The organism is Polynucleobacter sp. MWH-UH2A (assembly GCF_018687195.1).
Classification (GTDB): Bacteria; Pseudomonadota; Gammaproteobacteria; order Burkholderiales; family Burkholderiaceae; genus Polynucleobacter.
Window position 1 is genome coordinate 272,749 of record NZ_CP061321.1, and the last position, 24,701, is coordinate 297,449.

The following is a 24,701-nucleotide window of genomic DNA, read 5'->3' on the forward strand; positions in this document are numbered from 1 at the left end:
AATAGACAATATTATGCCCCCAAGCGCATCCAAAATGCGTATTTCACCTTCAAAAAAGTGTTTTAGTCCATGAAAGGACCCCAGGATGGCTGACGCACATCGGATCCCGGAATACTCAGTACTTGCTTGGAGTTGCCGTCAACCGATACCGCGGCTAAGACGCGCTTGCCGTTGACCTTGGTTGAATACAGTACATAACGGCCATTGGCTGCAAAGGATGGAGATTCATCACTGCTGCCATCGGTTAACGCTTGAGCATCACCAGTAGCAAGGTTCAGAATATACAAACGATATGCACCACCAACATTGGCAATATAGGCTAAGTATTTGCCATCTGGTGAGATGCGAGGAGAAGTAACGAAACCTTGTTTGAAGGTAACGCGCTTAGCACCTTCCACTTGCTCTCCGTCAGCACTCATGCGATAGATCTGTGGATTACCGCCGCGATCACTCGTGAAATAAATATAGCGACCATCTGCAGAATATTGTGGTTCAGTATCAATGGTATTGCCGCGAGTTAGGCGATGCAATCCAGTGCCATCAGCATTGATTCCATAAATTTGAGTATTGCCATCTTTCGATAATGAGATCGCTAATTTTTTTCCATCGGGTGACCAAGCGGGAGCACTATTGTTACCTTTCTGATTAGAGAGAGAAATCCGGCGACCAGTTGCAAGCTCATGTACGTAGATCACCGGCTTGCGATCTTCAAAAGAAACATAGGCTACCTTCTTGCCATCAGGTGACCATGACGGGGAAATAATCGGCTCGCCACTATTCATCGCATTACGAATATTTTGACCATCTGCATCAGAGATCACCAAGCGATAGCGCTTACCCTCTTTGATGACATAGGACAAGCGAGTGGAGAAGACGCCCCGCTCGCCTAGTAATTTATAAATAATGTCATCGGCAATTTTATGGGCTGCTGCGCGTAAGTTATCCGCGCTAGAATTGATATTGAGTCCACCTAAACTTTGAGATTTGCGAATATCAAATAGTTTGTAATGAATCTCAAGCTGGCCATTCCCCGTTTGCACTACTGAACCAACTACCAGCGCATCGGCACCGCGAGCAGCCCATGACTTGTAGTTAGGTGTGCCGTCATCACCCTCAACTGTGTTTCCATTTTCAGTGTTCTTGAAGTAACCACTGTGAGCTAAGTCTTGACGAATAATTTCCGTAACGCTGGCCGGTAATTTATTTTCATCTTTGAAGCGCATGACTGCGATAGGGTAGAGAGACTGGCCCACGCCGGTAATTTCAATATTCATTTGCGCGAGGACTGGACTGATAAAACTTAAAGTCGAAACAGCAATAGCGATGCCAATCAAGCTGAATGTACGAATCATTTTTTTGAATAACTGCAGCATGCTTTAGCCTTATTAGTCTTTTGGTTTAAAGGTCAATTTCACTTCGCGTTGTGGAATTTTGCCATTGTCGTCTTTTGGCAAGCTTTCAGCACGGGATAAAGCTAAAAGCACGGCTCGATCCCAGGCGGGATTACCGCTGGATGTAAGAACGCTAGTGCTCAAAATGGCCCCATCGGGTGCGAGGTTCACTTGTATCACTGCTGCTGGATTGCCGGTAACGGATTCTGGGTTGAAAACGATCAGCGGCTTTACCTTCTTAATCACTTTATCTGTCCAGCCAGGAGGCGCATTACCGCCACCACCAACACCGCCTCCAGATGTGCCACCACTACCCCCTTCAGCCCCAGCAGCGGCTCTGAGTCTAGCTAATTGATCGGCGCGAACTTTATCTGCAGCGGTATTGGCTTTAGTTTCCGCCGGTGATTTTGCTTCTACTTTTTTGGCTGGTTCCACCTTCTTAGGCGCTTCCTTTTCCTTCTCTTTTGGTGGAGGTGGCTTTGTTGCTTTCGGTTTTTCTTTGACCACTTCTTTCTTGGGCGGCTCTTTCTCTACCTTCTTTTTCTTAACGGCAATATCAGCCGCTTCTTCTTTGACTACGCTTTTTAATTCTGGCTCGGGTGGCGTTTCAACTCGAGGGGTTGAATCCCAAAGCTCCACTTCAACACCAGATGGCGTGGAATTATTCCAACTGATACCAGTGACCAAAAAAGCGAGCAATCCCAGATGTGCGATGAGCGAAAATGTAAAGGCGCGCTTTGTGCTCTCTTGTTTAGTCAATCGTCCCCGCTTAAACGGAGAGGGTGATGATTGAAAAGTGGCTGCGCTATTCATGGATAAATGAAATGGCTGAAATAGGCCAAGGCCCTACTGGCTCTTCACCGCGAGGCCAACGCGCTTGACACCATTTTCTTTAAGCTTAGACATGACATTCATCACGGTCTCGTACTTAATCGATTTATCTGCTGCAAGTACAACGGGTTGTTCAGCTGATTTTTCAGCTTGTGTTCTAGCAAATGCCCCAAGCTCAAAAGGAGTCAGCGTTTGAACGGGTTCGCCATCTTTACGCACGATGACGCTTTCATTGGCATCGATGGTTAAAAAGACAGGTGGTAATGCTTGTACTTTAGCGCCACCAACAGTGGGAAGATTAACCACGCCCGGATTAACCATGGGAGCAGTGACCATAAAGATCACTAGTAACACCAACATCACATCAATGTAAGGAACGACGTTGATCTCGGCCTTGGCACGGCGTTTGGATTTGCGCAGGGAAGAGTTGGCCATGCTGATACTCCTTAGCGACCCGCCGTTTGACGTTGCAAGATGTTAGTGAACTCTTCAATGAAAGTTTCAAAACGAATCGCTAGACGATCTACATCGGTTGCCGCGCGGTTGTATGCAACTACCGCTGGAATCGCTGCAAATAAACCAATCGCAGTAGCAATCAACGCTTCAGCAATACCAGGAGCAACTGCGGAGAGCGTTGCATTTTGTACGTTTGCTAAACCGCGAAAAGAGTGCATGATTCCCCATACGGTGCCAAAGAGGCCGATGTAAGGAGAGACAGAGCCAACAGATGCTAAAAATGGCAAATTCGCTTCTAAAGCATCCATCTCTCTTTGGTAGGTGGCTTTCATTGCTCTGCGAGCGGCATCGATTTCATGAACTTTCATGAACTCTTGCATGCCAGCTTCGAAGATATGCTCAAGCACGGCATCGCTGCGAGTATTGCGCTGGGCTGCCTCCAGTAGGGTGTTGAGGTCGCCGCCAGACCAAAAATCGCGCTCAAAACGGTCTGTATCTTGGCGAACCCCCCGCAAAATGGCGGTTTTCTTGAAAATAATGGTCCAAGAGGCTATGGACATACCTAGTAATAACACCATTACCAACTGGACTAATAGGCTGGCATTGAGGACTAGGGATAGAAAAGAAAGGTCTTGTGTAGTAGTCATGGTGGATTTTGTATGATGTAGGTTAATTTTACTTACTTAATGGAATAACCCAATTCTTAGTTAGTTCATTACTCAACACCCTAGGATTTTTATCATGTTTGACCGTCAGAACACCTTAGCCAAAATCGACCCCCAGTTATGGGAAGCTATCCAGAACGAAAACAAGCGTCAAGAAGACCATATTGAGCTGATTGCTTCTGAGAACTACACTTCCCCAGCAGTCATGGCAGCCCAGGGTTCCCAATTGACCAATAAATATGCTGAAGGCTATCCAGGCAAGCGTTACTACGGCGGCTGTGAATTTGTAGATGTTGCGGAGCAGTTAGCCATTGATCGTGTGAAAGCTTTGTTTGGTGCTGAAGCAGCAAACGTACAACCCCATTGTGGTGCTTCTGCAAACCAAGCGGTTTTCTTGGCTTTCTTAAAGCCAGGCGATACCTTTATGGGAATGAGTTTGGCTGAAGGTGGTCACTTGACTCACGGCATGGCATTGAACATGAGCGGTAAGTGGTTTAACCCAATCGCATATGGTTTAGATAAAAATGAAGAAATTGATTATGAGCAAATGGAACTTTTGGCTCGTGAGCACAAGCCTAAATTAATCATTGCAGGCGCATCTGCTTACTCTAAGAAAATTGATTTTGAGCGCATTGGTAAATTAGCCAAAGAAGTGGGCGCGATTTTCATGGTGGATATGGCGCACTATGCTGGTTTGGTTGCTGCGGGTGTTTATCCAAACCCAGTTCCTCATGCTGATATCGTGACTTCTACAACACACAAGAGCTTGCGCGGCCCACGTGGCGGCATCATCTTGATGAAGGCTGAGCATGAGAAAGCCATTAACTCTGCGGTCTTCCCAGGCTTACAGGGCGGCCCCTTGATGCATGTGATTGCTGCTAAAGCAGTTGCCTTTAAAGAAGCAGCAGAGCCAGGCTTTAAGGATTACCAAAAGCAAGTTGTTGCAAATGCAAAAGCATTGGCAGAGGCCTTAATCTCTCGTGGATTGCGGATTGTTTCTGGTGGCACTGATTCACATGTGATGTTGGTGGATTTGCGAGCCAAGAAAATGACTGGTAAAGAAGCTGAACGTGTTTTAGGTGAAGCCCACATTACTTGCAACAAAAATGGCATTCCAAATGATCCAGAAAAGCCAATGGTAACTAGTGGTATTCGCTTGGGTTCACCGGCAATGACAACGCGTGGATTTAAAGAGGCTGAAGCAAGACAGGTGGGTAATTTCATAGCGGATGTTTTGGATAATCCAAATGATCCTGACAATATTGCCAAAGTGCGCGCTCAAGTTGCAGAGTTAACCAAGCGCTTCCCTGTTTACGGTTAACTTAATAAGCAAAAGCAAGTAACAACAATTAACCACCAATGCGCTGCCCTTTTTGCCATAACGACGATACCCAGGTCTTAGATACCAGGGTATCTGACGAGGGCGATACTATTCGCCGCCGTCGCCGTTGTGCCAAGTGCGATAAGCGCTTCACAACTTATGAGCGAGTTGAACTAGCGCTACCTGCAATCGTTAAAAAGAACGGCAGTCGCGTTGAATACAGTCACGATAAGTTAGCAAGCTCACTAAAACTTGCTCTTAGAAAGCGCCCTGTTTCGTCAGATTCTGTTGATGAGTCTATTGCTCGCATTGAAGAAAAATTACTGAGTTTGGGTGAAAAAGAGATTCCGAGTGAGCGCGTTGGTGAGCTCGTAATGCGCGAGCTGAAGCGCCTTGATAAGGTGGCCTACATACGATTTGCCTCTGTATATCGAAGCTTTGCGGATATTGAGTCTTTTGAGAGCGCTCTTAAAGAGTTGAAATAACTAAAGCTGATATTTCTTTGCTTGTTCCGCGCACATCATCTTGATGACGCCATCAACGTCAGTCGGCTTGGTCCAGCCAAGAGTATTAATGGCTTTTTCAGGGTTACCTACGCTTGAGGCAATCTCATTAGGTCTAAAGAAGCTGGACTCAATTTCTACATACTTTTGCCAATCTAAGTCAAAGTATTCGAAAGACTTTGCCGCAAAGTATTTGAGTGACTCTTTTCTGCCGGTCGCTATGACGAAGTCATCTGGCTGATCTAGTTGCATCATCAGCCACATCGCCTGAACATACTCGGGAGCCCAACCCCAATCGCGTGAGATATCTAAATTACCGAGTTGAAGTTTATTGATCTGCCCAGCTTTAATTTTGGCAGCACCTGCAATAATTTTTTGTGTAACAAAACGTTCTGGACGCAATGGCGACTCATGGTTAAACAAGATGCCTGTGCAAGCATATAAGCCGTAAGATTCGCGGTAGCTATTGATGAGCCACTTTGCAGTTGATTTGGCTACAGCATAAGGACTGCGTGGTGCGAACGGTGTCTGTTCGTTCGCGGGTTTATCTCCTGTATCGCCAAAGCACTCACTTGAACCCGCGTTATAAAAACGAACCGGCTTATTTAAGAGGCGGATGACTTCTAGAATATTGAGAGTGCCAATCGCAATACTCTCAATTGCTTCAACCGGTTGATCGAAGGACAAGCCAACAGAGGTCTGACCCGCAAGGTTATAGATCTCATCAGGATCTACTGATTGAATGGCATTAAAAACACTTCTAAAGTCATTAATGGATACTGAAAGCAGTTTGATTTGCGAGCGAATGCCGAGGCTATTGAGATTGCTGAAGCTCGAGGACATCACATCCCGTGACGAGCCAGTGACTTCATATCCTTTGGATAGAAGGTGCTTAGCTAGGTAAGCACCATCTTGCCCGGTGATGCCGATGATTAATGCTTTTTTGGATGTCAATTTACTTCAGAACAGCAAAGATGGAAGCGGTGATGTCATCAACGCTGCCAGTACCATTCACTTTTCTATAAGCAGGCGCTTTCACTTTGTCTGCAGGGCTAGCTTGGGCAGCCCATGAAGAATAGTACTCAACCAGTGGGCGCGTTTGGCTATCGTAAACCTGCAAACGCTTGCGAACAGTTTCTTCTTTGTCGTCATCGCGCTGAATGAGGGGTTCGCCAGTGACATCATCTTTGCCTTCCACTTTGGGAGGGTTAAATTTGATGTGATACGTACGGCCTGAAGCAGGATGAACACGACGCCCACTCATGCGATCAATAATGGCATCAAATGGGACATCGATTTCTAAAACGTAATCAATCGGCACGCCAGCATCTTTCATGGCCTGTGCTTGAGGAATAGTTCTAGGGAAACCATCAAATAAATAACCTTTACTGCAATCAGGTTGGGTCAGGCGATCCTTAACCAAGCCGATGATGATGTCATCAGAAACCAAGCCACCGGCATCCATGATTTTTTTAGCTGCAACGCCTAGTTCGGTTCCTGCTTTTACAGCAGCGCGTAACATGTCGCCAGTAGAAATTTGTGGAATACCAAATTTTTCACAAATAAATTGAGCTTGTGTGCCTTTGCCAGCACCTGGTGCACCGAGCAGAATTAACCGCATTTTTTTCCCCTTAGAAGAGCAGTCATTGTCCCGTATTTTGTCGGGATCATTTATGTATGGTTCTAAGGATTATCCCCGAGAACCCTTGGCAAGCCCATAAAAGAGGTGGGTAGGGGGCGTTTAGGAGGGGTTAAAAGCGCTTCTAACGCGCTCTAAGTCCTCTGGGGTATCGACACCGGCAGGCGGAGTCTGAGCGGCGATATGAACCGCAATTCGGTAGCCATTCCAAAGTGCCCTGAGCTGCTCTAATGCTTCTGCTTTTTCTGGTGGGGCTGGATCAAGCCGAGTGTAGGCTTGCAAAAATTCAGCGCGATAGGCGTAGATGCCCAAATGACGTAAATGTGGTGTAGGTGCGGTTTTATTTTCTTTTCCAGCATCTCTCACAAAGGGGATTGGTGCTCTCGAGAAATAAAGTGCCTCACCAGCCCTATTTAAAACTACCTTAACAACATTAGGATTTTGAATTTCTGCTTCATCATCGATTTGTACGGCAACTGTTGAAATAGCACACTCTTGGTGATCGGCTAGTGTTTGCGCAACTTGATTAATCAGTTCTGGTGGAATGAGTGGTTCATCACCTTGCACATTTACCACTAAAGCATTGTTTGGTAATTTGAGCAATTGAGTTACTTCAGCAAGACGGTCTGTACCAGTGGGGTGATCTTCGCTGGTAAGTAAGCATTCAATACGATGCTCATCGCATACCGCTTGAATCTCTGCTGAGTCTGTTGCAACCACCACGCTTTGCGCTAAGGATTTTTTGGCTTGCTCGGCAACTCTAACAACCATAGGTTTGCCACCAATATCTGCAAGAGGCTTGCGAGGTAGTCGTGTTGAGCCTAGTCTTGCGGGTATGACAACTAAAAAATCAGGGCTTCCAGATTGACTCATAAGTAATGTTTTAGAGAACTTCGTCAGCACTCAAACTACGTGCTTCTTCGACTAGCATCACTGGTACATCTTCGCGAATGGGGTAGGCAAGGCGATCTGCTTTGCAGATGAGTTCATTCTTGTCGGAATCTAATTGCAATTGGCTTTTACATAAGGGGCAAACCAAGATATCGAGTAGTCGTTTGTCCATGATGATTTATATATAAATTAACTAAGGGTAGGTTCTGTTAGAGAGTATAGCGACGCGGATCGGGTCTCTGCAAAATTGATTGCAGCCATTCCATGAGATTTTCAGGTAACCGCAATGACATTGGGACAACCCAAATCCGCTCATCAGAGATGCCAGAGCACTTCACTGCATCTTTTTCGGTAATCAAAATACATTGCGCCCTGATAGCATTGAAAAACTCGGGCGTGAAAGTGGCATGGTCTGGTAGCGGAATATGTTTACCAGTGATACCATGTTTTGCTAGATCGTTGAAAAAGCGTTGAGGATTCCCAAGTCCAGCAACCGCAATAATGTTCTTTGGTAAAAATTGCTCTGCAATCTGCTCAAAAGATTGGGTGTGTGCAGGATTGATTAGTTGGTATGGCGTATCTAACTGATTGGATAGATTAAAAGATCGGTGACCTAAAAAGTACTCGTCAGAAGATCCAGCTTTTGGGTTTTTTGATGCGCTAGTAAAGAGTGTTGCATCGCGTTCACGAGACGCAGGCTCGCGCAGAGGTCCTGCAGGTAGCAGGAATCGATTACCTTCACCTCGATCATCGCGCACGACAAATTCCACATCACGACCCCCTTCGCGGGCTGGCCAGCGAACCAATCCTCGATGCTGTAATCCGTCGTCACTAATAATCACATTTACTTCGGGTGAATTTCTCAGTAAAGCTCGGATACTTTCTTGGCGCTTAGGAAAAACCCAAATTGGAAATTGATTATGGGTGCGTTTCGCGATTAATACTGGTTCATCACCGACAACCAGCGGATCTGAATCAGTACTTACTTGAAGTGGCGCAGTTTGCATCGACGAGCCATAACCCCTACTAATAATTCCAGGCTTCCAGCCTAATTGCGACAGTTGCTGCGCCAGCGCAATCACGATTGGCGTCTTACCAGTGCCGCCTACCCGAATATTGCCCACAATAACGATGGGGACTGGTGTGGGTTTGGCGTTTCCAATATCTAAATCGTTAATGATTTTGCGAGCACGTAAGAGCAATCCATACGGCCAGGACAAGGGCCACAGTAATAGGCTGGTAGGCCCACGACTTTCCCAAAATTTGGGTGCTTTGCGAAAAAAAGATAGCGACATAGCCTTTGCGATCAGATCTTGATTACTTTTTTGTCTGACTGCTAAAGACAATATTTGAAAGGTTTGCATCGCGCGCTGCTTCTAAGGCTGTCATCACAGATTGATGAGGCGCTTTGGCATCGGCATCGATATTGACCTGAAGGTTGCTATCTTTATTACTCAGTTGGGTTAGGGCATTGCTTAACTGAGATGAGTCTGTTACCTTGCCATTAATCGCAAAACGCCCATCACGGCTGACAGCAATATGTACTTGTTTACTCTCTACTTGTGACGCGTTGCCACTAGCTGTTGGTAGGGTAATAGCTAGCTCTTGATAGCGTGTAAAGGTTGTGGAGATCATTAAAAAGATCAACACCACTAACAATACATCGATAAATGGAATGAGATTAATTTCTGGTTCAGTAGAAACAGAATTTGCTCCTAAAGAAAATGAATTTCCAGATTTCGAGTGTGTTTGTAACCAACTCATGAGTTAGATTCAGTTGGATAAAGTTTTTTAAATAGTTGGCGTGTGAATTCTTCACACTCACGTTGACGTTGGTTGGCAATGGCACGTAATGCGCGCCAGCTCGCTAATGCTGGAATGGCAATCAGCAAACCAAAGGCGGTGTTGTAAAGCGCAACAGAAATGCCATGAGCAAGCTGTTGAGGGCTGCCAGTACCATTCACAGCACCTTGGCTGCCAAAGATTTCAATCATGCCTACGACGGTACCAAACAAGCCTAATAAGGGGGCAACTGTTGCAATGGTTGCTAGCACACCAAGGTAGCGATCAAATTTGAGCCAAGTACTTTGTGCCATGGCTTGCAACTCTTCCAAAGCCGACTGTGCGCTGTTGCCTGCAGATTTCTCCCGTAGAGCGCAAGCAAGTAATGGGCTTGCGGGAGAAAGTTGGGTTAATTGCGTAATTTGCTCATGCGCAATAGATTTTTGGCCAAGCAATTGATTGCAAAGGGAAAATGCTGTCTCTAGGGTGCCTGTTGGAAAAATATGAACTTGTCTTAAATACCAAGTTCGCTCAATCACAATGGCTAGGCCGATGATTGAAAGTATTAAAAGAGGCCAAATAGGCCAGCCAGCAGATAGTAAGATGGAGTACATAAGCTCAGTACTTTAGCTGAATTATTGGACCCTTCTTATAAAGCTTGCCTGTGGATAACTCTGTGCAAAACTTTTTCGTGGGGGCAAGCTAAGTCATTGATTGATGGTGGAAAGGGTGGAAACCTCATCAAAACGCCTTATGATGGTTGAGTAATTTCAGTATATAAATCAAAGGCTTGTAAATTAACTGTAGTACTTATGAGACGTTTCAGGTCGGTAATTGCTTACTTATGATTATTTAACCTAGAGCCAATCAGTTTCTGTGGATATTTATTGCCCTCAAAGCCTGATGATTTAGGGAGTTGAAAGAAAAAATGTCGGGAATGCCAGAAAAATCAAAGGAAATTCTGTCTGTTGGCGATCTGAACCGCGCTATTGCTGCCTCTTTGGAGGACCGCTTCGATACGGTGTGGGTGAGCGGGGAGATTTCTAACTTCAAAGCCTATGACAGCGGGCATTGGTATTTCTCATTGAAGGATGAGGAAGGTCAAATTCGTTGTGTGATGTTTAGGGGTCGCAATGGTCAAGTAGGTTTTATGCCCCAGTCTGGCGACTTGGTTGAGGTCAGCGCCAATCTCAGTATGTATGTTCCTAGGGGTGACATCCAACTCACGATTCAAACTTTGCGCCGTGCTGGCATGGGTGGTTTGTATGAAGCATTTCTGAAGCTCAAAACCAAGCTAGCAAAAGAAGGTTTATTCGATGAAGATCGCAAACGAGAGATCCCATCACATCCAAGATCGATTGGTATTGTGACTTCACCACAAGCAGCGGCTTTAAAGGATGTACTCAGCACATTGGCAAGGCGTGCACCACATATCCCGATCGTGATTTATCCAACCTTAGTTCAGGGGCCGGATGCTCCCGCAGGAATTATTGCTGCACTGAAGGCTGTAGAACAAGAAAAAGCAGTGGATGTCATTTTGTTGGTGCGTGGTGGCGGTAGTATCGAAGACCTGTGGGCTTTTAATGACGAACAACTGGCATATGCAATCGCAAGCTCTAGCATTCCAGTAGTGAGCGGCGTTGGTCACGAGACAGATTTCACAATTGCAGACTTTGTGGCGGATCTGCGAGCTCCAACACCCACAGGGGCTGCAGAGCTAGCTGCACCTCGCAGAGATCAAATGCTTCAAGAGCTCGATGCCATCATGCAGGCGCTTTTGCAGCGTATCAATCAGCGCGTTGAGCGAGAGGCGCAAACACTAGATCAATTAGCCTTGAGATTAAGCCATGCGTTACCTAATCCTGATCGTATGCGCGAACAAATGACGAGCTTGCAACAACGTATCAATCAAGCTTGGTCGGTGCGCATGGAAAATTGGAGGCGTAATCAATCCCACCATCAATCACAGCTCGAGATGCTCAATCCACAAAGAACGCTTGAGAGAGGTTATGCGGTAGTGCTTAAGAAAGAAAAAGAAGATTTCAGAGCAATACGAGATCCAAGAGAATTAACCATGAATGTCGCCTATCAGGTATGTTTGGCTGATGGACAGGCTGAGATTGAGCTATCAAAAATAGTAAAGAAACAGTAATTGAATTTAGGCTCGCTCAAAAAATACTCCAGCTGACACCTTAAATCTTTTAGCTAATGCATTAATTTGCCTTACATTAAGTTGACGGGCTCCTGCTAGGATTTGTGAGATGACGCTTTGATTTCCAACTTCAGGTAAATCGGATTGCTTTAGATGGTGTTCTTGCATTAAGAACGCCAAGATATCTTGGGGCTTCGCATCTTTAACTGGAAAATGCTCGTGTTCGTATGCGCGAATGAGCTCGCTTACTAGTTCAAATAGATCCAGTAAAGAATGTTTTTTTGAAGAGGCAATGACATCCGAAAGCATATCTGCCAATTGCACCATTTTCTTGTATTGTTTTTCAGTGCGAATGGGACTTAGATTAACTGTTTTAGATAGATTTTCCCAAGCCTTTTTGAGGTCATTTAAGTTCATTTCTTCTACCCATCTTTGTCATATTCTTTATGCGTTAAAACAGCTTTGATGTAACAAAGCTGTCTTTCAAACTGTAAAAATGTAATTAAACGATATTTATTTCCACAAATATTAAAAACAAACAAATCCCCAACCTTGTCAGCTGATCTGAAAACTTGCTTTAATTCTGCAAAGTTTTTGTAGGATCCAAATTCGATCAATTTTCTCCAGGATTGAAGGGGTTCAAAAGCATCTTTGTAACGTTCAGGAAAATCCAGCAAACGACGATTAGTGATTACTTTTATCTGAGGATTATATTGCAATTTGCAATATGTCAGCGAGAACAAAAATTAGCCCTTTAGATCTGCAAGGGAATATCAAGTTAAAGAATATTGGGCTCAATATCTAGCTTTACGCCAAACAGATCATCTACCTTATCTTGAATGCATTTAGCAAGACCAAGGATATCTTGAGCTGTTCCATTGCCATAGTTGACTAACACTAGGGCTTGATTTTCGTAGACGCCTACATTGCCCATCCGCTGACCTTTGAAGCCACATTGATCAATTAGCCAACCCGCAGCAAGCTTGCGTTTGCCTGCAGCATTGGGGTATGAAACTAATTCTGGGAATTTGTGAATTAAGGTCTCGAATTGTTCTGCTGGAACAATCGGGTTCTGAAAGAAGCTACCTGCATTCCCAATCACCTTAGGGTCCGGTAGCTTATGGGTGCGAATCTTACAAACTGCTAGAAAGATTTCCTCAGGACTCGGAGAAGAATCACCCGAAAACTCTTTTAGAAAATCAGCGTAATGAATGCGTGCCATCCATTGTTTGGGAATTCTGAAAATAACCCTTGTTACGATAAAACGATTGGAGTTTCTCTTAAAGTGACTATCACGATAAGCAAACTGACATTGTTCTTTTGTGAAGGCGGTAAAAGTTTGATTGATTGCATCAAATGCTTCGACAGATTCAATGTACTCGCCTATCTCAACTCCGTAAGCGCCGATATTCTGAATGGGAGCAGCCCCTACAGTTCCAGGAATGAGTGCGAGATTCTCTAGGCCAGGTAAATTTTGATCTAGAGTCCAAGTAACAAACTCATGCCAATTGACGCCACCGCCAGCTGCTAACAAAACCGAACTGTCATCCGAGGAAATGATTTCCTGGCCAGTGATGTTCATGAGTAGAGTTACCCCGGGTAAAAGCTTGGGCAAAATGACATTACTGCCACCGCCTAGGACCCGCCATGACAATTTTTGATGCAATACCTCTCGCATCAATACTGGAATTTGCTCTGCAGAGGTAATTTCATAGGCTAGCTCGGTGCTTGCCTCAAAACCAAAGGTATTGCGTTCCTTAAGGCTCAGATTCGGCACTAATTTTGGCTTCGAAGACGCGTTTTGAGGGGAGTTCATGCCACAATCTTATTCGAATGTTTGCCAAGAGCGCAGATAATGCAAGATATTGCAAAATTGATTAGATAGGGAGTAAAAAATGCCTTCATTTGACGTTGTGTGTGAACCGGATATGGTTGAGCTCAAAAATGCCATTGAGCAGTCCAATAAGGAGATTAGCAATCGCTTTGACTTCAAGGGTTCAGATAGCCGTGTAGAGCAAAAGGATGAGACGTTAATTTTATTTGCCGATGATGAATTTAAGCTAGGTCAAGTGCGGGATGTATTAATTAGCAAGATGGCTAAACGCAACGTGGATGTCCGCTATCTAAAAGATGACAAGACCGAAACCATCGGCGGAGATAAGCGTAAACAAACTATGAAAATTCAGAAGGGAATTACTTCTGATCTTTCTAAAAAAGTAGTGCGCATTATTAAAGACAGCAAACTCAAAGTGCAGGCAAGTATTCAGGGTGATGCTGTGCGTGTTACTGGGGCAAAGCGCGATGACCTGCAGGCAACCATGGCCTTATTGAAAAAAGAAGTTACGGAAGCACCATTAGGCTTTAATAATTTTCGTGACTAATGATTCACCTAAGATAGCACCAGCAAGTCAAGAAGCGATAGAGCGCTTTTGTGATGCTTGCTGGTTAGAGGATGGGCTGTCAAAGAATAGTTTGTCAGCTTATCGAAGGGACTTATTGTTGCTAGCCCAATGGTTAAATCAACAGTCAGGCGCTGATTTGTATTCAGTTCAAGAAAAAGATCTCACTTCCTACATAGCGCACCGTCGCGCTGATAAGGCAACTACTGCTAATCGACGTCTTACCGTCTTTAAGCGCTTTTATCGTCATGCATTACGCATGAATTTGGTGAAGAGCGACCCCTGTATTGGTCTACGAGCAGCAAAACAAGCTTTACGTTTTCCTAAAACACTTAGCGAAGACCAGGTTACCGCTTTACTCAATGCACCCGATATCCAAACCCCTTTGGGTTTGCGGGACCGCACTATGTTTGAGCTCATGTATGCGAGTGGCTTACGTGTTTCAGAAATCGTTTCTCTAAAGACGGTTGCCCTAGGATTAAATGAAGGAGTGGTGCGAGTAGTGAATGGTAAAGGCGGCAAAGAGCGTTTAGTGCCTTTTGGCGGTGAGGCAGGGCAATGGTTGAGACGGTATTTCGCAGAGGCGCGCACCTTGCTATTGGAGGGTAAATCAAGTGAGGCAGTGTTTGTGGGGCGCCACACTGGCACCGCACTGACGAGACAAGCCTTTTGGGCGCTCATTAAGCGTTATGCGACTTTAGCCAATATACCCATATCTCTTTCCCCCCACACTCTGAGACATGCCTTTGCAACCCATTTGCTCAATCATGGTGCCGACCTGAGGGTGGTGCAGCTATTGCTAGGCCACGCAGACATATCCACGACGCAAATATATACTCACGTTGCCAGAGAGCGTCTGAAATTGATCCACCAGCAACATCATCCTCGTGGCGCCTAACCAAAAACGAGCCCCCAGTATCTCAATACCTTTAAAAGTGATTAAGATGACGCTATGACTATTACTTCAGACCTATTATTAATTTTGGTTGCTTACCTCATCGGCTCGATTTCATTTGCGGTAGTAGTGAGCAAATGCATGAGATTGCCTGATCCCCATTCTTATGGTTCTGGTAACCCCGGCGCAACCAATGTTTTGCGCACCGGTAATAAAGTCGCTGCGGGACTGACTTTTTTGGGCGATGCTTTAAAAGGTTTTTTAGCTGTTGTTTTGGCGAGGGCTATTTTGGGAGACCCACCACTTAGTGTCTATGTAAATTCATGGACACTTTGCGGTGTAGTTATCGCTGTATTTCTAGGGCATCTTTTTCCAGCGTTTCATGGCTTTAAGGGTGGTAAAGGTGTGGCTACTGCTTGCGGCATTTTGTTTGGCATCAATCTGATTTTAGGAATTGCCACTCTTGGTACTTGGATCATTGTGGCTGTGTTCCTAAGGTATTCCTCTTTAGCTGCTTTGGCCGCCGCGGTATTTGGCCCCATTTATTTTATTTTTTTATTTGGCTTCCAACCAATGGCAATCGCTCTTGCAGTGGTCTGCATACTGCTCATTTGGCGTCACAAAAGTAATATTCAAAATCTACTCAATGGCACCGAGGGTCGTATCGGCTCTAAAAAGAGCAAAGTCTGATAATTAAAGACAATTAATAAATAAGAAAAAGCAAGAAACAAGCAAGACAAAAAATAGATGAAGGAGACACTAGTGACGATTGCCTACGCATGTATCTTGTTTATGGGTTTATTTCCGTATGTTGCCGCTGGAATTGCTAAAAAAGGTTTTGAGCGATACGACAACAGCATGCCAAGACAATGGCTGGCCAAGCAGACAGGCTTTAGGGCAAGAGCCAATGCTGCTCAAGCAAATTTATTTGAATCACTTCCACTGTTTTTTGCTGCCGTCATCATTACTTCAGTAAGTAATGCACCTCAAGCAAAAATTGATCTGCTGGCAATTGGCTTTGTGATTGCCCGCATTGCCTATCTCATTTGCTACGTAGCCAATTGGCCAACCACTCGATCAATCGTTTGGCTGCTAGGGCTTATGTGTGTGATAGCTATATTTTTTCAGATCTAAAGAAAATCATCAAAATGACTGTGAAAAAAACACCAAGTAACGCACCAAAAAAAGTAGCGGTGAAAAAAACTGCTATTAAGAAAACTACGGCCAAGAAAGATGATGTAGGAACGCCACTCTCTGTTGTGATCAGGCGTCGCATCGAGGCACAGAAAGCTCGTTTTCATGCGAACGACAATATATCTGCGTTTATTAAACCTGGTGAGCTTGAAGATTTGGTGGAGGAAGTTGCTCAAAAGATGCAAGCAGTATTAGAGAGTTTGGTCATCGATACAAAGAATGATCACAATACTCAAAACACTAGTCGACGTGTAGCGAAGATGTATGTCCAGGAGGTATTTAGTGGGCGGTATGTGGACCAGCCTACTCTGACAAAGTTTCCTAATGTGAGCAAGTTAAATGAGCTCATGATTATCGGTCCAATTACTGTTTGTAGTGCCTGCTCGCACCATCTTTGTCCTATTATGGGACGAATCTGGATCGGTGTATTGCCTAACAAAGGGTCAGCATTGATTGGTTTGTCCAAATATTCGCGATTAACTGAATGGGTCATGTGCAGGCCACAGATTCAGGAAGAAGCAGTCGTTGAACTCGCAGATATGCTTGAAAAGAAAATCAAGCCAATCGGTGTTGCAGTTGTGATGGACGCAGATCACTTTTGTATGCAGTGGCGAGGCGTGAAAGATCGAGACTCAAAGATGATCAATAGCGTGATGCGTGGCGCTTTCTTGAAAGACTCTAATCTTAGAAGAGAGTTTTTAGCCCTGATTGATCGTAAGTAATGTTGAATAAGAAAGTAAAGGTGGGGGCAATAGGAGTTGTGCGCGCAAGCTTCTTTATGGTGCCGATTCTTTTATTTGCTTGTGGGGGGGTCCGAATCAGCATAATGATCCAGCAAAAAATAACCCCACAACATACAAGCAGGATATGAAGGATTGCGCTGACTCTTATCCAGAGACGCCTGATGGTGTTTATCTCAAGCAACGAATTTCTTGCATGAATTTAAAGGGCTGGAAATAATCCTCCCGCCTGTAATTTTGGTGAGAACTATTCTCATCTATATTTGTATATAAATCAGTGAGTTAAGCCGCCCCTAGCAAGTGCAAATCTTCTCCACTATGATCGCTCTAGAGTTTTTTGATTTCAGTCCTTAACTGTTTTACTTTTGGAGAGCATATGAAAAATAGTCGTCGCCAATTTATGATTTTGTCTGCAGCAGGTGCTTGTACTTTAGCTTTGAACGGTAAAGTTCAGGCTCAAGCAATGGTTGCTGAGACTGATCCTCAAGCTGCAGCATTGGGCTATAAAGCAGATGCAACTAAAGTGGATAAAGCTAAATATGCTAAGTATGCAGCTGGCCAAGAATGCGATAACTGCGCATTGTTCCAGGGTAAGGCAGGCGCTGCTGCTGGTGGTTGCTCACTCTTTGCAGGCAAGCAAGTTGCTGGCAAAGGCTGGTGCTCTGCTTATGCAAAGAAGGCTTAATGTTGTCTGAGTAATAGTTAGCATTAAAAGACCGCTGCGGCGGTCTTTTTTATTGACCCAAAACTTCTTTCAAGCCAGGCGAATCAATTAAGTGCTTTGGGTTTATGATCATCTGAAAACTATTAATGACCCCTTAAGTTAGGCGGCCCAATCAAAATGAGACACACAGCTAAATATCTGATCAAACACTACTCCTTTTACTTTGGGGGCGATCAACCGGGGGTCAGTTGGGCTGAAAGGTTTAGAGCTTGCGCTGGCGCATTAGTTGGCTTGGTCTTGGTTTTTACGGTTGCCAAATTACTGGGTGAGTTAGCGGGAATTGACGAGTGGTTAATGGCTTCTTTGGGGGCAAGTGCTTTATTGGTATTTGCCCTGCCTGGTAGTCCCATGGCTCAGCCTTGGGCAGTCATTGCTGGAAACACGCTATCGGCACTGGTTGGTATTTCTGTATTTTTGTTGATTCCAGAGCCCTTGCTAGCCATGCCAATTGCTGCCGGTTTGTCGATCATGGGAATGTTTATCTTGCGTTGCTTGCATCCACCTGCGGCAGCCGTCGCTCTAATTGTGGTGCTTGGACACATTTCTCACTACCGATATGCCTTCTTCCCAGTCATGATTGATTCAGTACTGCTTGTCACCGCGGGAGCGATCTATAGCAACCTGACAGGAAAAAAATATCCAAATAGGCCTAAATAGTGCGTAATTCGATCTAAATAGGCCTATTTTTGCCAAAAAAAGCTAGATTAGTTTATTTGATCCTTGTAGCGGCAATAGACGCGATGCAGTCTTTAATCCCGTAGTTGTGATACTTGCCTGTGTTTTCCTTCTTGAGGGATTGAGCACACTCGCTAACGGAGTTGCGGACATTGATTTTGGGGATATTGCTACCAGACATTTGGGCTCCTTTAATAATTTGTTAATTTTGCTTACCTATCTACTTGTTGATCCCTTAAGCACTATTTTGGGCTTTTACGGGGAGCAAACCTATTTTATAAAAAATTTTGCCACCATATAAAGCGATAAAATCTACAACTAATTAGGTGTTTAAGTACGATCGACATTAGTAGCTCAATTCATTTAAAAGGTTGGCCATTCCCCATGACGCAAGTCTTACCTGTCATTTTATGCGGAGGTTCAGGAACCCGTCTTTGGCCTCTCTCACGCTCAGGCTTTCCAAAACAATTTTTGGTGCTCTCAGGGGATGGGTCTGGGCAAAGTCTGTTTCAGCAGGCCATTGAGCGAATTCATTCGGTGGCAGATCAATCTATTGTATTGGGCTCAACACTGATTGTGACGAATGAAGACCATCGCTTTCTGGCGCTCGATCAATTACGTGAATTAAAGAATGTTTCTGCGACGATGTTGCTTGAACCATCAGGCCGAAATACTGCCCCTGCTTTAACCCTTGCAGCCCTCTATGCCAAAGAGCGGGGGAATGATCCAATACTGGCAGTCACGCCTGCAGATCAAACAGTGACCAATCCTGCGGCATTTACCACTGCATTGGCAAATGCCATCAAGATCGCACAAGATGGTGCCATTGCTATTTTAGGCATTACGCCAAAAGCACCTGAAACGGGTTATGGCTATATCAAAGTCAATCATCAAGTGGCAAGTGCAGAAGAAGGATGTGCCGTTGAGCTATTTGTCGAAAAGCCTAATGAAGCGACTGCCAAAAAATATTTGGCTGAAGGGGGCTACTTTTGGAATGGTGGCATGTTCGTTCTTAAAGCCAGCGTTTGGTTGACGGCCCTAGCGACATATCGCCCTGATATCTTGGCGGCCACACAACAGGCTTGGGAGACCAAAACCACAGACACATCGGGCGATGCCGTCTTTGTGCGCCCTGACAAAGCTTTATTTAATGCTATCCCTAGCGAATCGATTGACTGTGCCGTAATTGAAAAATGCCCCGGCTCGCATTTTCCTATTCGTATGGTAGAACTCAACGCCGGCTGGAATGATCTAGGTGCATGGGATGCCGTCTGGCAAGTTGGTAAGCAAGACCAAGATGGAAACGTTACGAGTGGCGATACGCTTTTGACAAACTCGAAAAATTCATTAGTACATGCTAGTAGTCGTTTAGTGAGCGCTGTTGGCATTGAGAATCTAATTATTGTGGAAACTTCAGATGCCGTTCTTGTTGCAGATAGAAAAAATAGTCAAGACGTTAAAAATATTGTTGGGCAACTTGACTCTCAGAAGCGTGAAGAGAAAAATCTGCATCGCAAAGTATCCCGTCCTTGGGGTTGGTACGACAGTGTGGATGAGGGCGAGCATTTCAAAGTGAAACGTATTCAAGTTAAGCCTGGTGCTAGCCTCTCACTACAGATGCATCATCACCGCGCCGAACACTGGATTGTAGTTAAGGGCACCGCCGAAATTACCAATGGCGACCAGGTCATCACCCTCACCGAAAATCAAAGCACCTATATTCCGCAAGGCCAAACCCATCGCCTAGCCAATCCGGGCACAGCCCCACTAGAAATCATTGAAGTCCAGTCGGGTAGTTATCTGGGCGAGGATGATATTGTGAGGTTTGAAGATACCTATGGTAGAAATTAAGGCACAAGCTAATTAACGGAGTACAAATTATGATTGAAATATATAAAAAGTAGAGAGTTGAAATAATGAGTAAACAAAAGGTTGCCCTGATTACTGGAATTACTGGCCAAGACGGCTCCTATCTTGCCGAGTTCCTTTTAGAAAAGGGTTATATCGTTCATGGCATCAAACGCCGCGCTTCCTCTTTTAATACAGAGCGCATTGATCACATTTATCAAGATCCGCATATTAATCATCCTGATTTGATCTTGCACTATGGTGATTTAACAGATACCAGCAACCTTGTGCGCATTATTCAAGAATGTCAGCCTGATGAAATTTACAACTTAGGCGCACAATCGCACGTTGCTGTTTCCTTTGAATCTCCTGAGTACACCGCTGATGTAGACGCTATTGGACCGCTACGCATGTTAGAAGCTATTCGTATTTTGGGCTTGGAAAAGAAAACCCGTTTTTATCAAGCATCTACTTCTGAGCTCTATGGCTTAGTACAAGAGATTCCACAAAAAGAGACCACGCCTTTTTATCCAAGAAGTCCATATGCAGTTGCCAAGATGTACGCTTATTGGATTACCGTGAACTATCGTGAGGCATATGGCATTTATGCATGTAATGGCATTTTGTTTAATCATGAGTCCAAGCGTCGTGGCGAAACCTTTGTTACTCGCAAAGTAACACGTGGCCTCGCTAATATTGCTCAAGGCCTGGAGAAGTGCTTATTCATGGGTAATATCGATGCCTTACGTGACTGGGGCCATGCTAAAGACTATGTTCGTATGCAGTGGCTCATGTTGCAACAAGACAAACCTGAAGACTTTGTGATTGCTACGGGTGTGCAGTTCACCGTTCGTGAATATATTACGCGTAGTGCTAAGCAGTTAGGCATCACACTCAAGTTTGAAGGTAAAGAGGAAAATGAAAAAGCGATCGTTACCGCCATCGAGGGTGACAAAGCCCCAGCATTAAAAGTGGGTGATGTGATCGTACAAATTGACCCACGCTACTACCGCCCCACTGAGGTGGAAACCCTTCTTGGGGATCCAACCAAAGCCAAGCAAAAGCTGGGCTGGGTTCCAGAAATTACCCTAGACCAAATGATTGTGGAGATGATCGATAGCGATCTTGAAAAAGCTAAGCAGCATGCATTGCTGACTAAGCATGGCTATTCAGTGGCGGTGGGTAAAGAAATTTAAGTATGCAAGCGGATTTAAATCAGAAAATCTATGTAGCCGGTCATCGGGGCATGGTTGGTTCTGCCATTGTGCGCAATTTGCAGGCCCATGGCTACCACAACATCGTTACAAGAACCCATGGTGAGCTTGACTTAACCAATCAAGTGGCAGTACAAGCATTTTTTGAGCAAGAGAAGCCTGATCAGGTGTATTTGGCTGCTGCTAAGGTTGGTGGCATACATGCTAACAATACCTATCCTGCCGAGTTTATTTATGACAACTTGATGGTGCAAAACAATGTAATTCATCAAGCTTTTATGAGTGGCGTGAAAAAACTTCTTTTTTTAGGTTCAAGCTGTATTTATCCAAAATTAGCGCCACAACCTATGAGTGAAGACGCACTTCTCACTGGAAAGCTAGAGCCTACGAATGAGCCATATGCGATTGCGAAAATTGCCGGCATCAAAATGTGCGAGAGTTATACCCGCCAGTATGGTGAAAGTCATGGGGTTGATTATCGTTCAGTAATGCCTACCAATCTCTATGGACCTGGTGATAACTATCACCCTGAAAATAGTCACGTTATACCGGCGCTTATCAGGCGTTTTCATGAAGCCAAACTAAGTAATGCTCCAAAGGTAGTGATCTGGGGTACGGGCACTCCAAGGCGTGAGTTCTTATATGTTGACGATATGGCTGCGGCTAGTGTTTTTGTCATGCAGCTTGATAAAGCGGCCTATGATGCGCAAACAGAACCAATGCAAAGTCACATTAATGTCGGTTTTGGTAGCGACGTAACGATTGCTGAATTAGCGCATGCTGTAAGCGTGGCTGTCGGCTATCAAGGAAAAATTAATTTTGATCACACTAAGCCTGATGGCGCTCCAAGAAAGTGGATGGATTCAGCTAGGCTAAACCGTTTGGGGTGGTCGCCATCGGTGGGCTTATCACAAGGACTAGCTAACGCATATCAAGATCTAATTAGTTGGCTAGACCAGGGAACGAAGAAGTGAATGCTATAACCAGTACCGACTCTTCCGCTCCCGGCAAAGAGATGCTTTTAGCATACGCCCTCATCGCTATCAGTTCAATTCTGTTGGGTATTTGGGCGTTAAAACATACGATTGCCCTCAGAAATATCCTTTTGGTAAGCGGTGCAGTTATTAGCATCTTCTACTTATGGCTTCAATGGAAACTCGGGCAATTAAAAGAAATCTTGTTTTCACAGAACGCTCTTCCATTAGTTCTTTTAATGGCGATGTTCGTATGGGTGCTACTGCATTATGTATTTTTTTCTCGTTATCCTGCAGAAGAATTAAACGAACTCACTAGTACATGGCTTCGATCTGCATTGGCTGTCTTTTTGGCGATCGGTACCGCAATGGCTTTGAGCAAAAAACCTGCAGGCATGATTTATCTTTGGGCAGGCATTTTGCTAAGTTTTGCGTTTCTATTGCTTCAATATATTCCCAAGGCATTAGCGGCGCACAGTTTCTTTGCGCCCGAATATGTCGGCTCTTATATCTATCACGTCAAAATCAATGGGGTATTGGTTGGGTCAGTTATGGTTGCTGGCTTAACTGCTTCTATCCTACTTTTTCTGCGATTAAATGACCCGGTTAGCCTTGGTCGTGTAGCGCTGATCTGGTTAGTGGCAATCGTCGTAGCGTTATATGTTTATGTATTTGTTTTTGAGGCTCGCAACGGAATTGGCTTGACGGTATTGACATTAGGATTTGCATTGTGCTGGCTCATCTTGGGTATGGTGGGTCGCAAAAATTCAGCTGCATTACCCCGAAAATCATTGCTCAAACTGATGGTCGTTTTCTTGCTTGTGTTGATGTTGGCTTTAGGTTTTGGCAAGATTCAGGCAAGCAAAAATTCAGGTTGGCAAACTTTATTCCAAGATATGAGAATAGCAATGAGAATTCATGACTATCCAAACTGGCGAGATCCAGCAGTATTGGGGTATCCAATATCTGCTTCGGGTAGCGTGGTTGCAGCCAATACCTATGAGCGCACCGCTTGGGCTACTGCAGGAATCCTCATGTTTATCCCCGAAAACCCCCTGGGGATAGGCGTACTGTCCCGTTCATTTCCACGCCTACTGCAAGAAAAATTTGGCAAGAATGTGGATTACATTCCCTCAACGCATAGTGCTTGGGTTGACTTGACCTTAAGTTATGGAATACCAGGTATAGGTATGATGTTGGGCCCATTATTGTTACTACTGTATCGAGCATTAAGTGGGCGAGATGCGGTCGATGGATTTGTGTTTGTTTTATCAGCCAGTATCTGTGCGCTATACACAGTTGGTGAGTTGAGCGTTCAGCATGGGGTTGAAATTTTGGTCTATCTGATAGCCTTTTTGGCCACGGTGAGTCAGTTAGGATCTCAGATCGAGTCCAATGCGAAGCTCACTCAGTTAAAATTATGAAAATTAGTATTATTTATTACATAATATTAGAAGTACTGGAAACTCCGCAATACCTGAGAAGCAACCAAATTCTTGCATAGCAATTGATGAATACAAAAAATACGCCTTCTTCATGTAGCCCTAGCATCCAAGATGATCAGGAAATTTCCCTGCTGGATATCCTGGCTTTTCTCAAAAGGGCCTACAAAACAATCCTCATTACGGGGATCATAGGATTGGTAGCTGCAATTGCTTACCTAGCGATTACCCCCAAGCAATATGAGGCCGTAGCCCAAATCACCATGGCGCAAATCGGTGCCACTAACAACAACAACAATCTCAATCCCCTTGGCATTAATATTGAAGAGCCAGCGCTCCTGATTGCGCGCCTATCTTCTCCATCCAGCTTTACCCCAGAAGTCGTAACCGCTTGTAGTAAAGAAGATTCAATACAAAGCCAGGCTAATGCGAGCGAGCGTTTGAGTAAATCAGTTAAATTAAGCATCCCCAAAGGGGTGGCTAATGTAGTCGAGTTCAAAGCTTTTGGTTCTAGCCCTCAAAGTGCTAAGGTGTGTGCTAATGCGATTTTTGATTTAATCAAAAACACGCAAGCGCAGATTGTCACGCCCTATATTGAGGAGGCAAAACTTAAGCTTGCCGATGATCAGTTGCGCTTGCAAGAGGCAATCAATCTAGTCGCAAAGACCGAGAAGTCTGGCGGGGCAATGAGTGCAACTTATCTGGCAACCCGTGACGAAATCCGCTATCTACTAGAGGAGATCAGTGCGCTCAAAAACCTGATTGCCGCAAACGCCAGTCGGGCCACTCGCCCGATTGCGCCAATTTACGCCTCGGATCAGCCCGTAAGCCCCAAAAAACACATCGCACTCTTAATGGGAGTATTGGCTGGACTAGGCTTAGGACTACTCATCGCCCTAGCGCGCCAAGGGTACGCTAAATTAAAGTTTGATAGGGTGGGGGTGGTGTGATGACCAGTCAGGTAC

The 24,701-nt window shown here is 44.8% G+C and carries 30 protein-coding genes; 15 read left to right on the forward strand and 15 right to left on the reverse strand.

The genetic code is table 11. From position 1 onward, the window contains the following. Positions 1 to 62: 62 nt before the first annotated feature. From tolB to tolQ, 4 genes are all read right to left on the reverse strand, one after another. The gene (gene tolB / locus IC571_RS01470; protein ID WP_256437691.1) at positions 63 to 1,373 is read right to left on the reverse strand and encodes a Tol-Pal system beta propeller repeat protein TolB; all 1,311 of its coding nucleotides are present in this window, start codon (positions 1,371 to 1,373) and stop codon (positions 63 to 65) included. Positions 1,374 to 1,385: 12 nt separating this feature from the next. Beyond that, complete coding sequence (tolA, locus tag IC571_RS01475) at positions 1,386 to 2,150, reverse strand: cell envelope integrity protein TolA (RefSeq protein ID WP_251373460.1); 765 nt, start codon at positions 2,148 to 2,150, stop codon at positions 1,386 to 1,388. Positions 2,151 to 2,237: 87 nt separating this feature from the next. Beyond that, positions 2,238 to 2,657, reverse strand: a complete 420-nt coding sequence (gene tolR / locus IC571_RS01480; RefSeq protein ID WP_215317035.1) for a protein TolR — start codon at positions 2,655 to 2,657, stop codon at positions 2,238 to 2,240. An 11-nt stretch (positions 2,658 to 2,668) separates the two neighbouring features. Next, a complete protein-coding gene (tolQ, locus tag IC571_RS01485; protein WP_215317036.1) occupies positions 2,669 to 3,325 on the reverse strand; it encodes a protein TolQ in 657 nt (218 codons plus the stop codon). A gap of 94 nt (positions 3,326 to 3,419) precedes the next feature. On the opposite strand from tolQ, the gene glyA reads away from it, so the two are divergent. Together glyA and nrdR are read left to right on the forward strand one after the other, a co-directional pair. Next, positions 3,420 to 4,664: a serine hydroxymethyltransferase gene (gene glyA / locus IC571_RS01490; RefSeq protein WP_215317038.1), complete on the forward strand. Its 1,245-nt coding sequence runs from the start codon at positions 3,420 to 3,422 to the stop codon at positions 4,662 to 4,664. A gap of 38 nt (positions 4,665 to 4,702) precedes the next feature. Further along, positions 4,703 to 5,149, forward strand: a complete 447-nt coding sequence (gene nrdR / locus IC571_RS01495) for a transcriptional regulator NrdR (protein ID WP_068320514.1) — start codon at positions 4,703 to 4,705, stop codon at positions 5,147 to 5,149. Here the strand turns inward: nrdR and IC571_RS01500 are convergent, their stop codons facing one another. The 7 genes from IC571_RS01500 to IC571_RS01530 form a co-directional block, all read right to left on the reverse strand. Continuing rightward, on the reverse strand, positions 5,150 to 6,121 hold the full coding sequence (locus tag IC571_RS01500; protein WP_215317040.1) for a GDP-mannose 4,6-dehydratase: 972 nt from the start codon (positions 6,119 to 6,121) through the stop codon (positions 5,150 to 5,152). 1 nt (position 6,122) lies between these two features. After that, entirely contained in the window at positions 6,123 to 6,788 is a 666-nt protein-coding gene (gene adk / locus IC571_RS01505) for an adenylate kinase (protein ID WP_215317041.1), read from the reverse strand. 120 nt (positions 6,789 to 6,908) lie between these two features. Continuing rightward, the gene (gene kdsB, locus IC571_RS01510) at positions 6,909 to 7,679 is read right to left on the reverse strand and encodes a 3-deoxy-manno-octulosonate cytidylyltransferase (RefSeq protein WP_215317043.1); all 771 of its coding nucleotides are present in this window, start codon (positions 7,677 to 7,679) and stop codon (positions 6,909 to 6,911) included. 10 nt (positions 7,680 to 7,689) lie between these two features. Then, a complete protein-coding gene (locus IC571_RS01515; protein WP_215317045.1) occupies positions 7,690 to 7,869 on the reverse strand; it encodes a Trm112 family protein in 180 nt (59 codons plus the stop codon). 37 nt (positions 7,870 to 7,906) lie between these two features. Further along, positions 7,907 to 8,917, reverse strand: coding sequence for a tetraacyldisaccharide 4'-kinase (gene lpxK, locus IC571_RS01520; protein ID WP_251373462.1), 1,011 nt, complete (start codon positions 8,915 to 8,917; stop codon positions 7,907 to 7,909). Between the two features lie 97 nt (positions 8,918 to 9,014). Further along, a complete protein-coding gene (locus tag IC571_RS01525) occupies positions 9,015 to 9,461 on the reverse strand; it encodes a biopolymer transporter ExbD (protein WP_215317049.1) in 447 nt (148 codons plus the stop codon). Next, positions 9,458 to 10,093, reverse strand: coding sequence for a MotA/TolQ/ExbB proton channel family protein (locus IC571_RS01530; RefSeq protein ID WP_215317051.1), 636 nt, complete (start codon positions 10,091 to 10,093; stop codon positions 9,458 to 9,460). Before IC571_RS01530 ends, IC571_RS01525 begins: the two co-directional genes overlap by 4 nt. Positions 10,094 to 10,416: 323 nt before the next feature. Here IC571_RS01530 and xseA point away from each other — a divergent pair, with 323 nt between their 5' ends. Continuing rightward, a complete protein-coding gene (xseA, locus tag IC571_RS01535; RefSeq protein WP_215317053.1) occupies positions 10,417 to 11,631 on the forward strand; it encodes an exodeoxyribonuclease VII large subunit in 1,215 nt (404 codons plus the stop codon). A 6-nt stretch (positions 11,632 to 11,637) separates the two neighbouring features. Here xseA and IC571_RS01540 read toward each other — a convergent pair whose 3' ends face one another. Genes IC571_RS01540 through murB form a run of 3 tightly spaced genes read right to left on the reverse strand, consistent with a single transcriptional unit; the run spans position 11,638 to position 13,447 of the window. Continuing rightward, on the reverse strand, positions 11,638 to 12,048 hold the full coding sequence (locus tag IC571_RS01540; protein WP_215317055.1) for a type II toxin-antitoxin system HigA family antitoxin: 411 nt from the start codon (positions 12,046 to 12,048) through the stop codon (positions 11,638 to 11,640). Positions 12,049 to 12,053: 5 nt separating this feature from the next. Continuing rightward, a complete protein-coding gene (locus tag IC571_RS01545) occupies positions 12,054 to 12,350 on the reverse strand; it encodes a type II toxin-antitoxin system HigB family toxin (protein WP_215317058.1) in 297 nt (98 codons plus the stop codon). Positions 12,351 to 12,409: 59 nt separating this feature from the next. Continuing rightward, positions 12,410 to 13,447, reverse strand: a complete 1,038-nt coding sequence (gene murB, locus IC571_RS01550; RefSeq protein WP_215317060.1) for a UDP-N-acetylmuramate dehydrogenase — start codon at positions 13,445 to 13,447, stop codon at positions 12,410 to 12,412. Positions 13,448 to 13,526: 79 nt separating this feature from the next. Here murB and IC571_RS01555 point away from each other — a divergent pair, with 79 nt between their 5' ends. The 7 genes from IC571_RS01555 (at position 13,527) to IC571_RS01585 (ending at position 18,240) form a co-directional block, all read left to right on the forward strand. Next, complete coding sequence (locus tag IC571_RS01555) at positions 13,527 to 14,012, forward strand: YajQ family cyclic di-GMP-binding protein (RefSeq protein ID WP_215317062.1); 486 nt, start codon at positions 13,527 to 13,529, stop codon at positions 14,010 to 14,012. Beyond that, entirely contained in the window at positions 14,005 to 14,928 is a 924-nt protein-coding gene (gene xerD / locus IC571_RS01560) for a site-specific tyrosine recombinase XerD (RefSeq protein WP_215317064.1), read from the forward strand. Before IC571_RS01555 ends, xerD begins: the two co-directional genes overlap by 8 nt. A 54-nt stretch (positions 14,929 to 14,982) precedes the next feature. Continuing rightward, on the forward strand, positions 14,983 to 15,615 hold the full coding sequence (gene plsY, locus IC571_RS01565; protein ID WP_215317066.1) for a glycerol-3-phosphate 1-O-acyltransferase PlsY: 633 nt from the start codon (positions 14,983 to 14,985) through the stop codon (positions 15,613 to 15,615). Between the two features lie 72 nt (positions 15,616 to 15,687). Further along, entirely contained in the window at positions 15,688 to 16,059 is a 372-nt protein-coding gene (locus IC571_RS01570; protein WP_215317068.1) for an MAPEG family protein, read from the forward strand. Positions 16,060 to 16,073: 14 nt separating this feature from the next. After that, positions 16,074 to 16,841 (forward strand): GTP cyclohydrolase I, encoded by a 768-nt coding sequence (locus IC571_RS01575; RefSeq protein ID WP_215317070.1) that lies wholly within the window; start codon positions 16,074 to 16,076, stop codon positions 16,839 to 16,841. Between the two features lie 394 nt (positions 16,842 to 17,235). Beyond that, a complete protein-coding gene (locus tag IC571_RS01580) occupies positions 17,236 to 17,544 on the forward strand; it encodes a high-potential iron-sulfur protein (protein WP_173955069.1) in 309 nt (102 codons plus the stop codon). A gap of 156 nt (positions 17,545 to 17,700) precedes the next feature. After that, on the forward strand, positions 17,701 to 18,240 hold the full coding sequence (locus tag IC571_RS01585) for an HPP family protein (protein WP_215317072.1): 540 nt from the start codon (positions 17,701 to 17,703) through the stop codon (positions 18,238 to 18,240). A gap of 52 nt (positions 18,241 to 18,292) precedes the next feature. Here IC571_RS01585 and IC571_RS01590 read toward each other — a convergent pair whose 3' ends face one another. Beyond that, the gene (locus IC571_RS01590) at positions 18,293 to 18,439 is read right to left on the reverse strand and encodes a hypothetical protein (protein WP_215317074.1); all 147 of its coding nucleotides are present in this window, start codon (positions 18,437 to 18,439) and stop codon (positions 18,293 to 18,295) included. Positions 18,440 to 18,642: 203 nt separating this feature from the next. Here IC571_RS01590 and IC571_RS01595 point away from each other — a divergent pair, with 203 nt between their 5' ends. The 5 genes from IC571_RS01595 to IC571_RS01615 all read left to right on the forward strand — a co-directional run bounded on the left by IC571_RS01595 (position 18,643) and on the right by IC571_RS01615 (position 24,686). Then, positions 18,643 to 20,109, forward strand: a complete 1,467-nt coding sequence (locus IC571_RS01595; protein WP_215317076.1) for a mannose-1-phosphate guanylyltransferase/mannose-6-phosphate isomerase — start codon at positions 18,643 to 18,645, stop codon at positions 20,107 to 20,109. Between the two features lie 65 nt (positions 20,110 to 20,174). Further along, entirely contained in the window at positions 20,175 to 21,302 is a 1,128-nt protein-coding gene (gmd, locus tag IC571_RS01600; protein ID WP_215317078.1) for a GDP-mannose 4,6-dehydratase, read from the forward strand. A 2-nt stretch (positions 21,303 to 21,304) separates the two neighbouring features. After that, positions 21,305 to 22,294, forward strand: coding sequence for a GDP-L-fucose synthase (locus IC571_RS01605; protein ID WP_215317080.1), 990 nt, complete (start codon positions 21,305 to 21,307; stop codon positions 22,292 to 22,294). After that, entirely contained in the window at positions 22,291 to 23,718 is a 1,428-nt protein-coding gene (locus tag IC571_RS01610; RefSeq protein ID WP_215317082.1) for a hypothetical protein, read from the forward strand. The genes IC571_RS01605 and IC571_RS01610 overlap by 4 nt, the downstream gene beginning before the upstream one ends. A gap of 86 nt (positions 23,719 to 23,804) precedes the next feature. Beyond that, positions 23,805 to 24,686, forward strand: coding sequence for a Wzz/FepE/Etk N-terminal domain-containing protein (locus IC571_RS01615; RefSeq protein WP_215317084.1), 882 nt, complete (start codon positions 23,805 to 23,807; stop codon positions 24,684 to 24,686). Positions 24,687 to 24,701: the final 15 nt, after the last annotated feature.

Excerpts from the sequence above, each read along its gene's own strand:
- IC571_RS01605 (WP_215317080.1), top strand. The coding sequence starts at position 21,305 with ATGCAAGCGGATTTAAATCAGAAAATCTATGTAGCCGGTCATCGGGGC.
- kdsB (WP_215317043.1), bottom strand. The coding sequence starts at position 7,679 with ATGAGTCAATCTGGAAGCCCTGATTTTTTAGTTGTCATACCCGCAAGA.
- IC571_RS01575 (WP_215317070.1), top strand. The coding sequence starts at position 16,074 with ATGACTGTGAAAAAAACACCAAGTAACGCACCAAAAAAAGTAGCGGTG.
- glyA (WP_215317038.1), top strand. The coding sequence starts at position 3,420 with ATGTTTGACCGTCAGAACACCTTAGCCAAAATCGACCCCCAGTTATGG.
- tolB (WP_256437691.1), bottom strand. The coding sequence starts at position 1,373 with ATGCTGCAGTTATTCAAAAAAATGATTCGTACATTCAGCTTGATTGGC.
- IC571_RS01595 (WP_215317076.1), top strand. The coding sequence starts at position 18,643 with ATGACGCAAGTCTTACCTGTCATTTTATGCGGAGGTTCAGGAACCCGT.
- IC571_RS01615 (WP_215317084.1), top strand. The coding sequence starts at position 23,805 with ATGAATACAAAAAATACGCCTTCTTCATGTAGCCCTAGCATCCAAGAT.
- IC571_RS01515 (WP_215317045.1), bottom strand. The coding sequence starts at position 7,869 with ATGGACAAACGACTACTCGATATCTTGGTTTGCCCCTTATGTAAAAGC.
- IC571_RS01555 (WP_215317062.1), top strand. The coding sequence starts at position 13,527 with ATGCCTTCATTTGACGTTGTGTGTGAACCGGATATGGTTGAGCTCAAA.
- IC571_RS01530 (WP_215317051.1), bottom strand. The coding sequence starts at position 10,093 with ATGTACTCCATCTTACTATCTGCTGGCTGGCCTATTTGGCCTCTTTTA.
- IC571_RS01540 (WP_215317055.1), bottom strand. The coding sequence starts at position 12,048 with ATGAACTTAAATGACCTCAAAAAGGCTTGGGAAAATCTATCTAAAACA.
- tolQ (WP_215317036.1), bottom strand. The coding sequence starts at position 3,325 with ATGACTACTACACAAGACCTTTCTTTTCTATCCCTAGTCCTCAATGCC.
- gmd (WP_215317078.1), top strand. The coding sequence starts at position 20,175 with ATGAGTAAACAAAAGGTTGCCCTGATTACTGGAATTACTGGCCAAGAC.
- xseA (WP_215317053.1), top strand. The coding sequence starts at position 10,417 with ATGCCAGAAAAATCAAAGGAAATTCTGTCTGTTGGCGATCTGAACCGC.
- murB (WP_215317060.1), bottom strand. The coding sequence starts at position 13,447 with ATGAACTCCCCTCAAAACGCGTCTTCGAAGCCAAAATTAGTGCCGAAT.
- IC571_RS01525 (WP_215317049.1), bottom strand. The coding sequence starts at position 9,461 with ATGAGTTGGTTACAAACACACTCGAAATCTGGAAATTCATTTTCTTTA.
- IC571_RS01585 (WP_215317072.1), top strand. The coding sequence starts at position 17,701 with ATGAGACACACAGCTAAATATCTGATCAAACACTACTCCTTTTACTTT.
- nrdR (WP_068320514.1), top strand. The coding sequence starts at position 4,703 with ATGCGCTGCCCTTTTTGCCATAACGACGATACCCAGGTCTTAGATACC.
- IC571_RS01580 (WP_173955069.1), top strand. The coding sequence starts at position 17,236 with ATGAAAAATAGTCGTCGCCAATTTATGATTTTGTCTGCAGCAGGTGCT.
- adk (WP_215317041.1), bottom strand. The coding sequence starts at position 6,788 with ATGCGGTTAATTCTGCTCGGTGCACCAGGTGCTGGCAAAGGCACACAA.
- plsY (WP_215317066.1), top strand. The coding sequence starts at position 14,983 with ATGACTATTACTTCAGACCTATTATTAATTTTGGTTGCTTACCTCATC.
- IC571_RS01590 (WP_215317074.1), bottom strand. The coding sequence starts at position 18,439 with ATGTCTGGTAGCAATATCCCCAAAATCAATGTCCGCAACTCCGTTAGC.
- tolR (WP_215317035.1), bottom strand. The coding sequence starts at position 2,657 with ATGGCCAACTCTTCCCTGCGCAAATCCAAACGCCGTGCCAAGGCCGAG.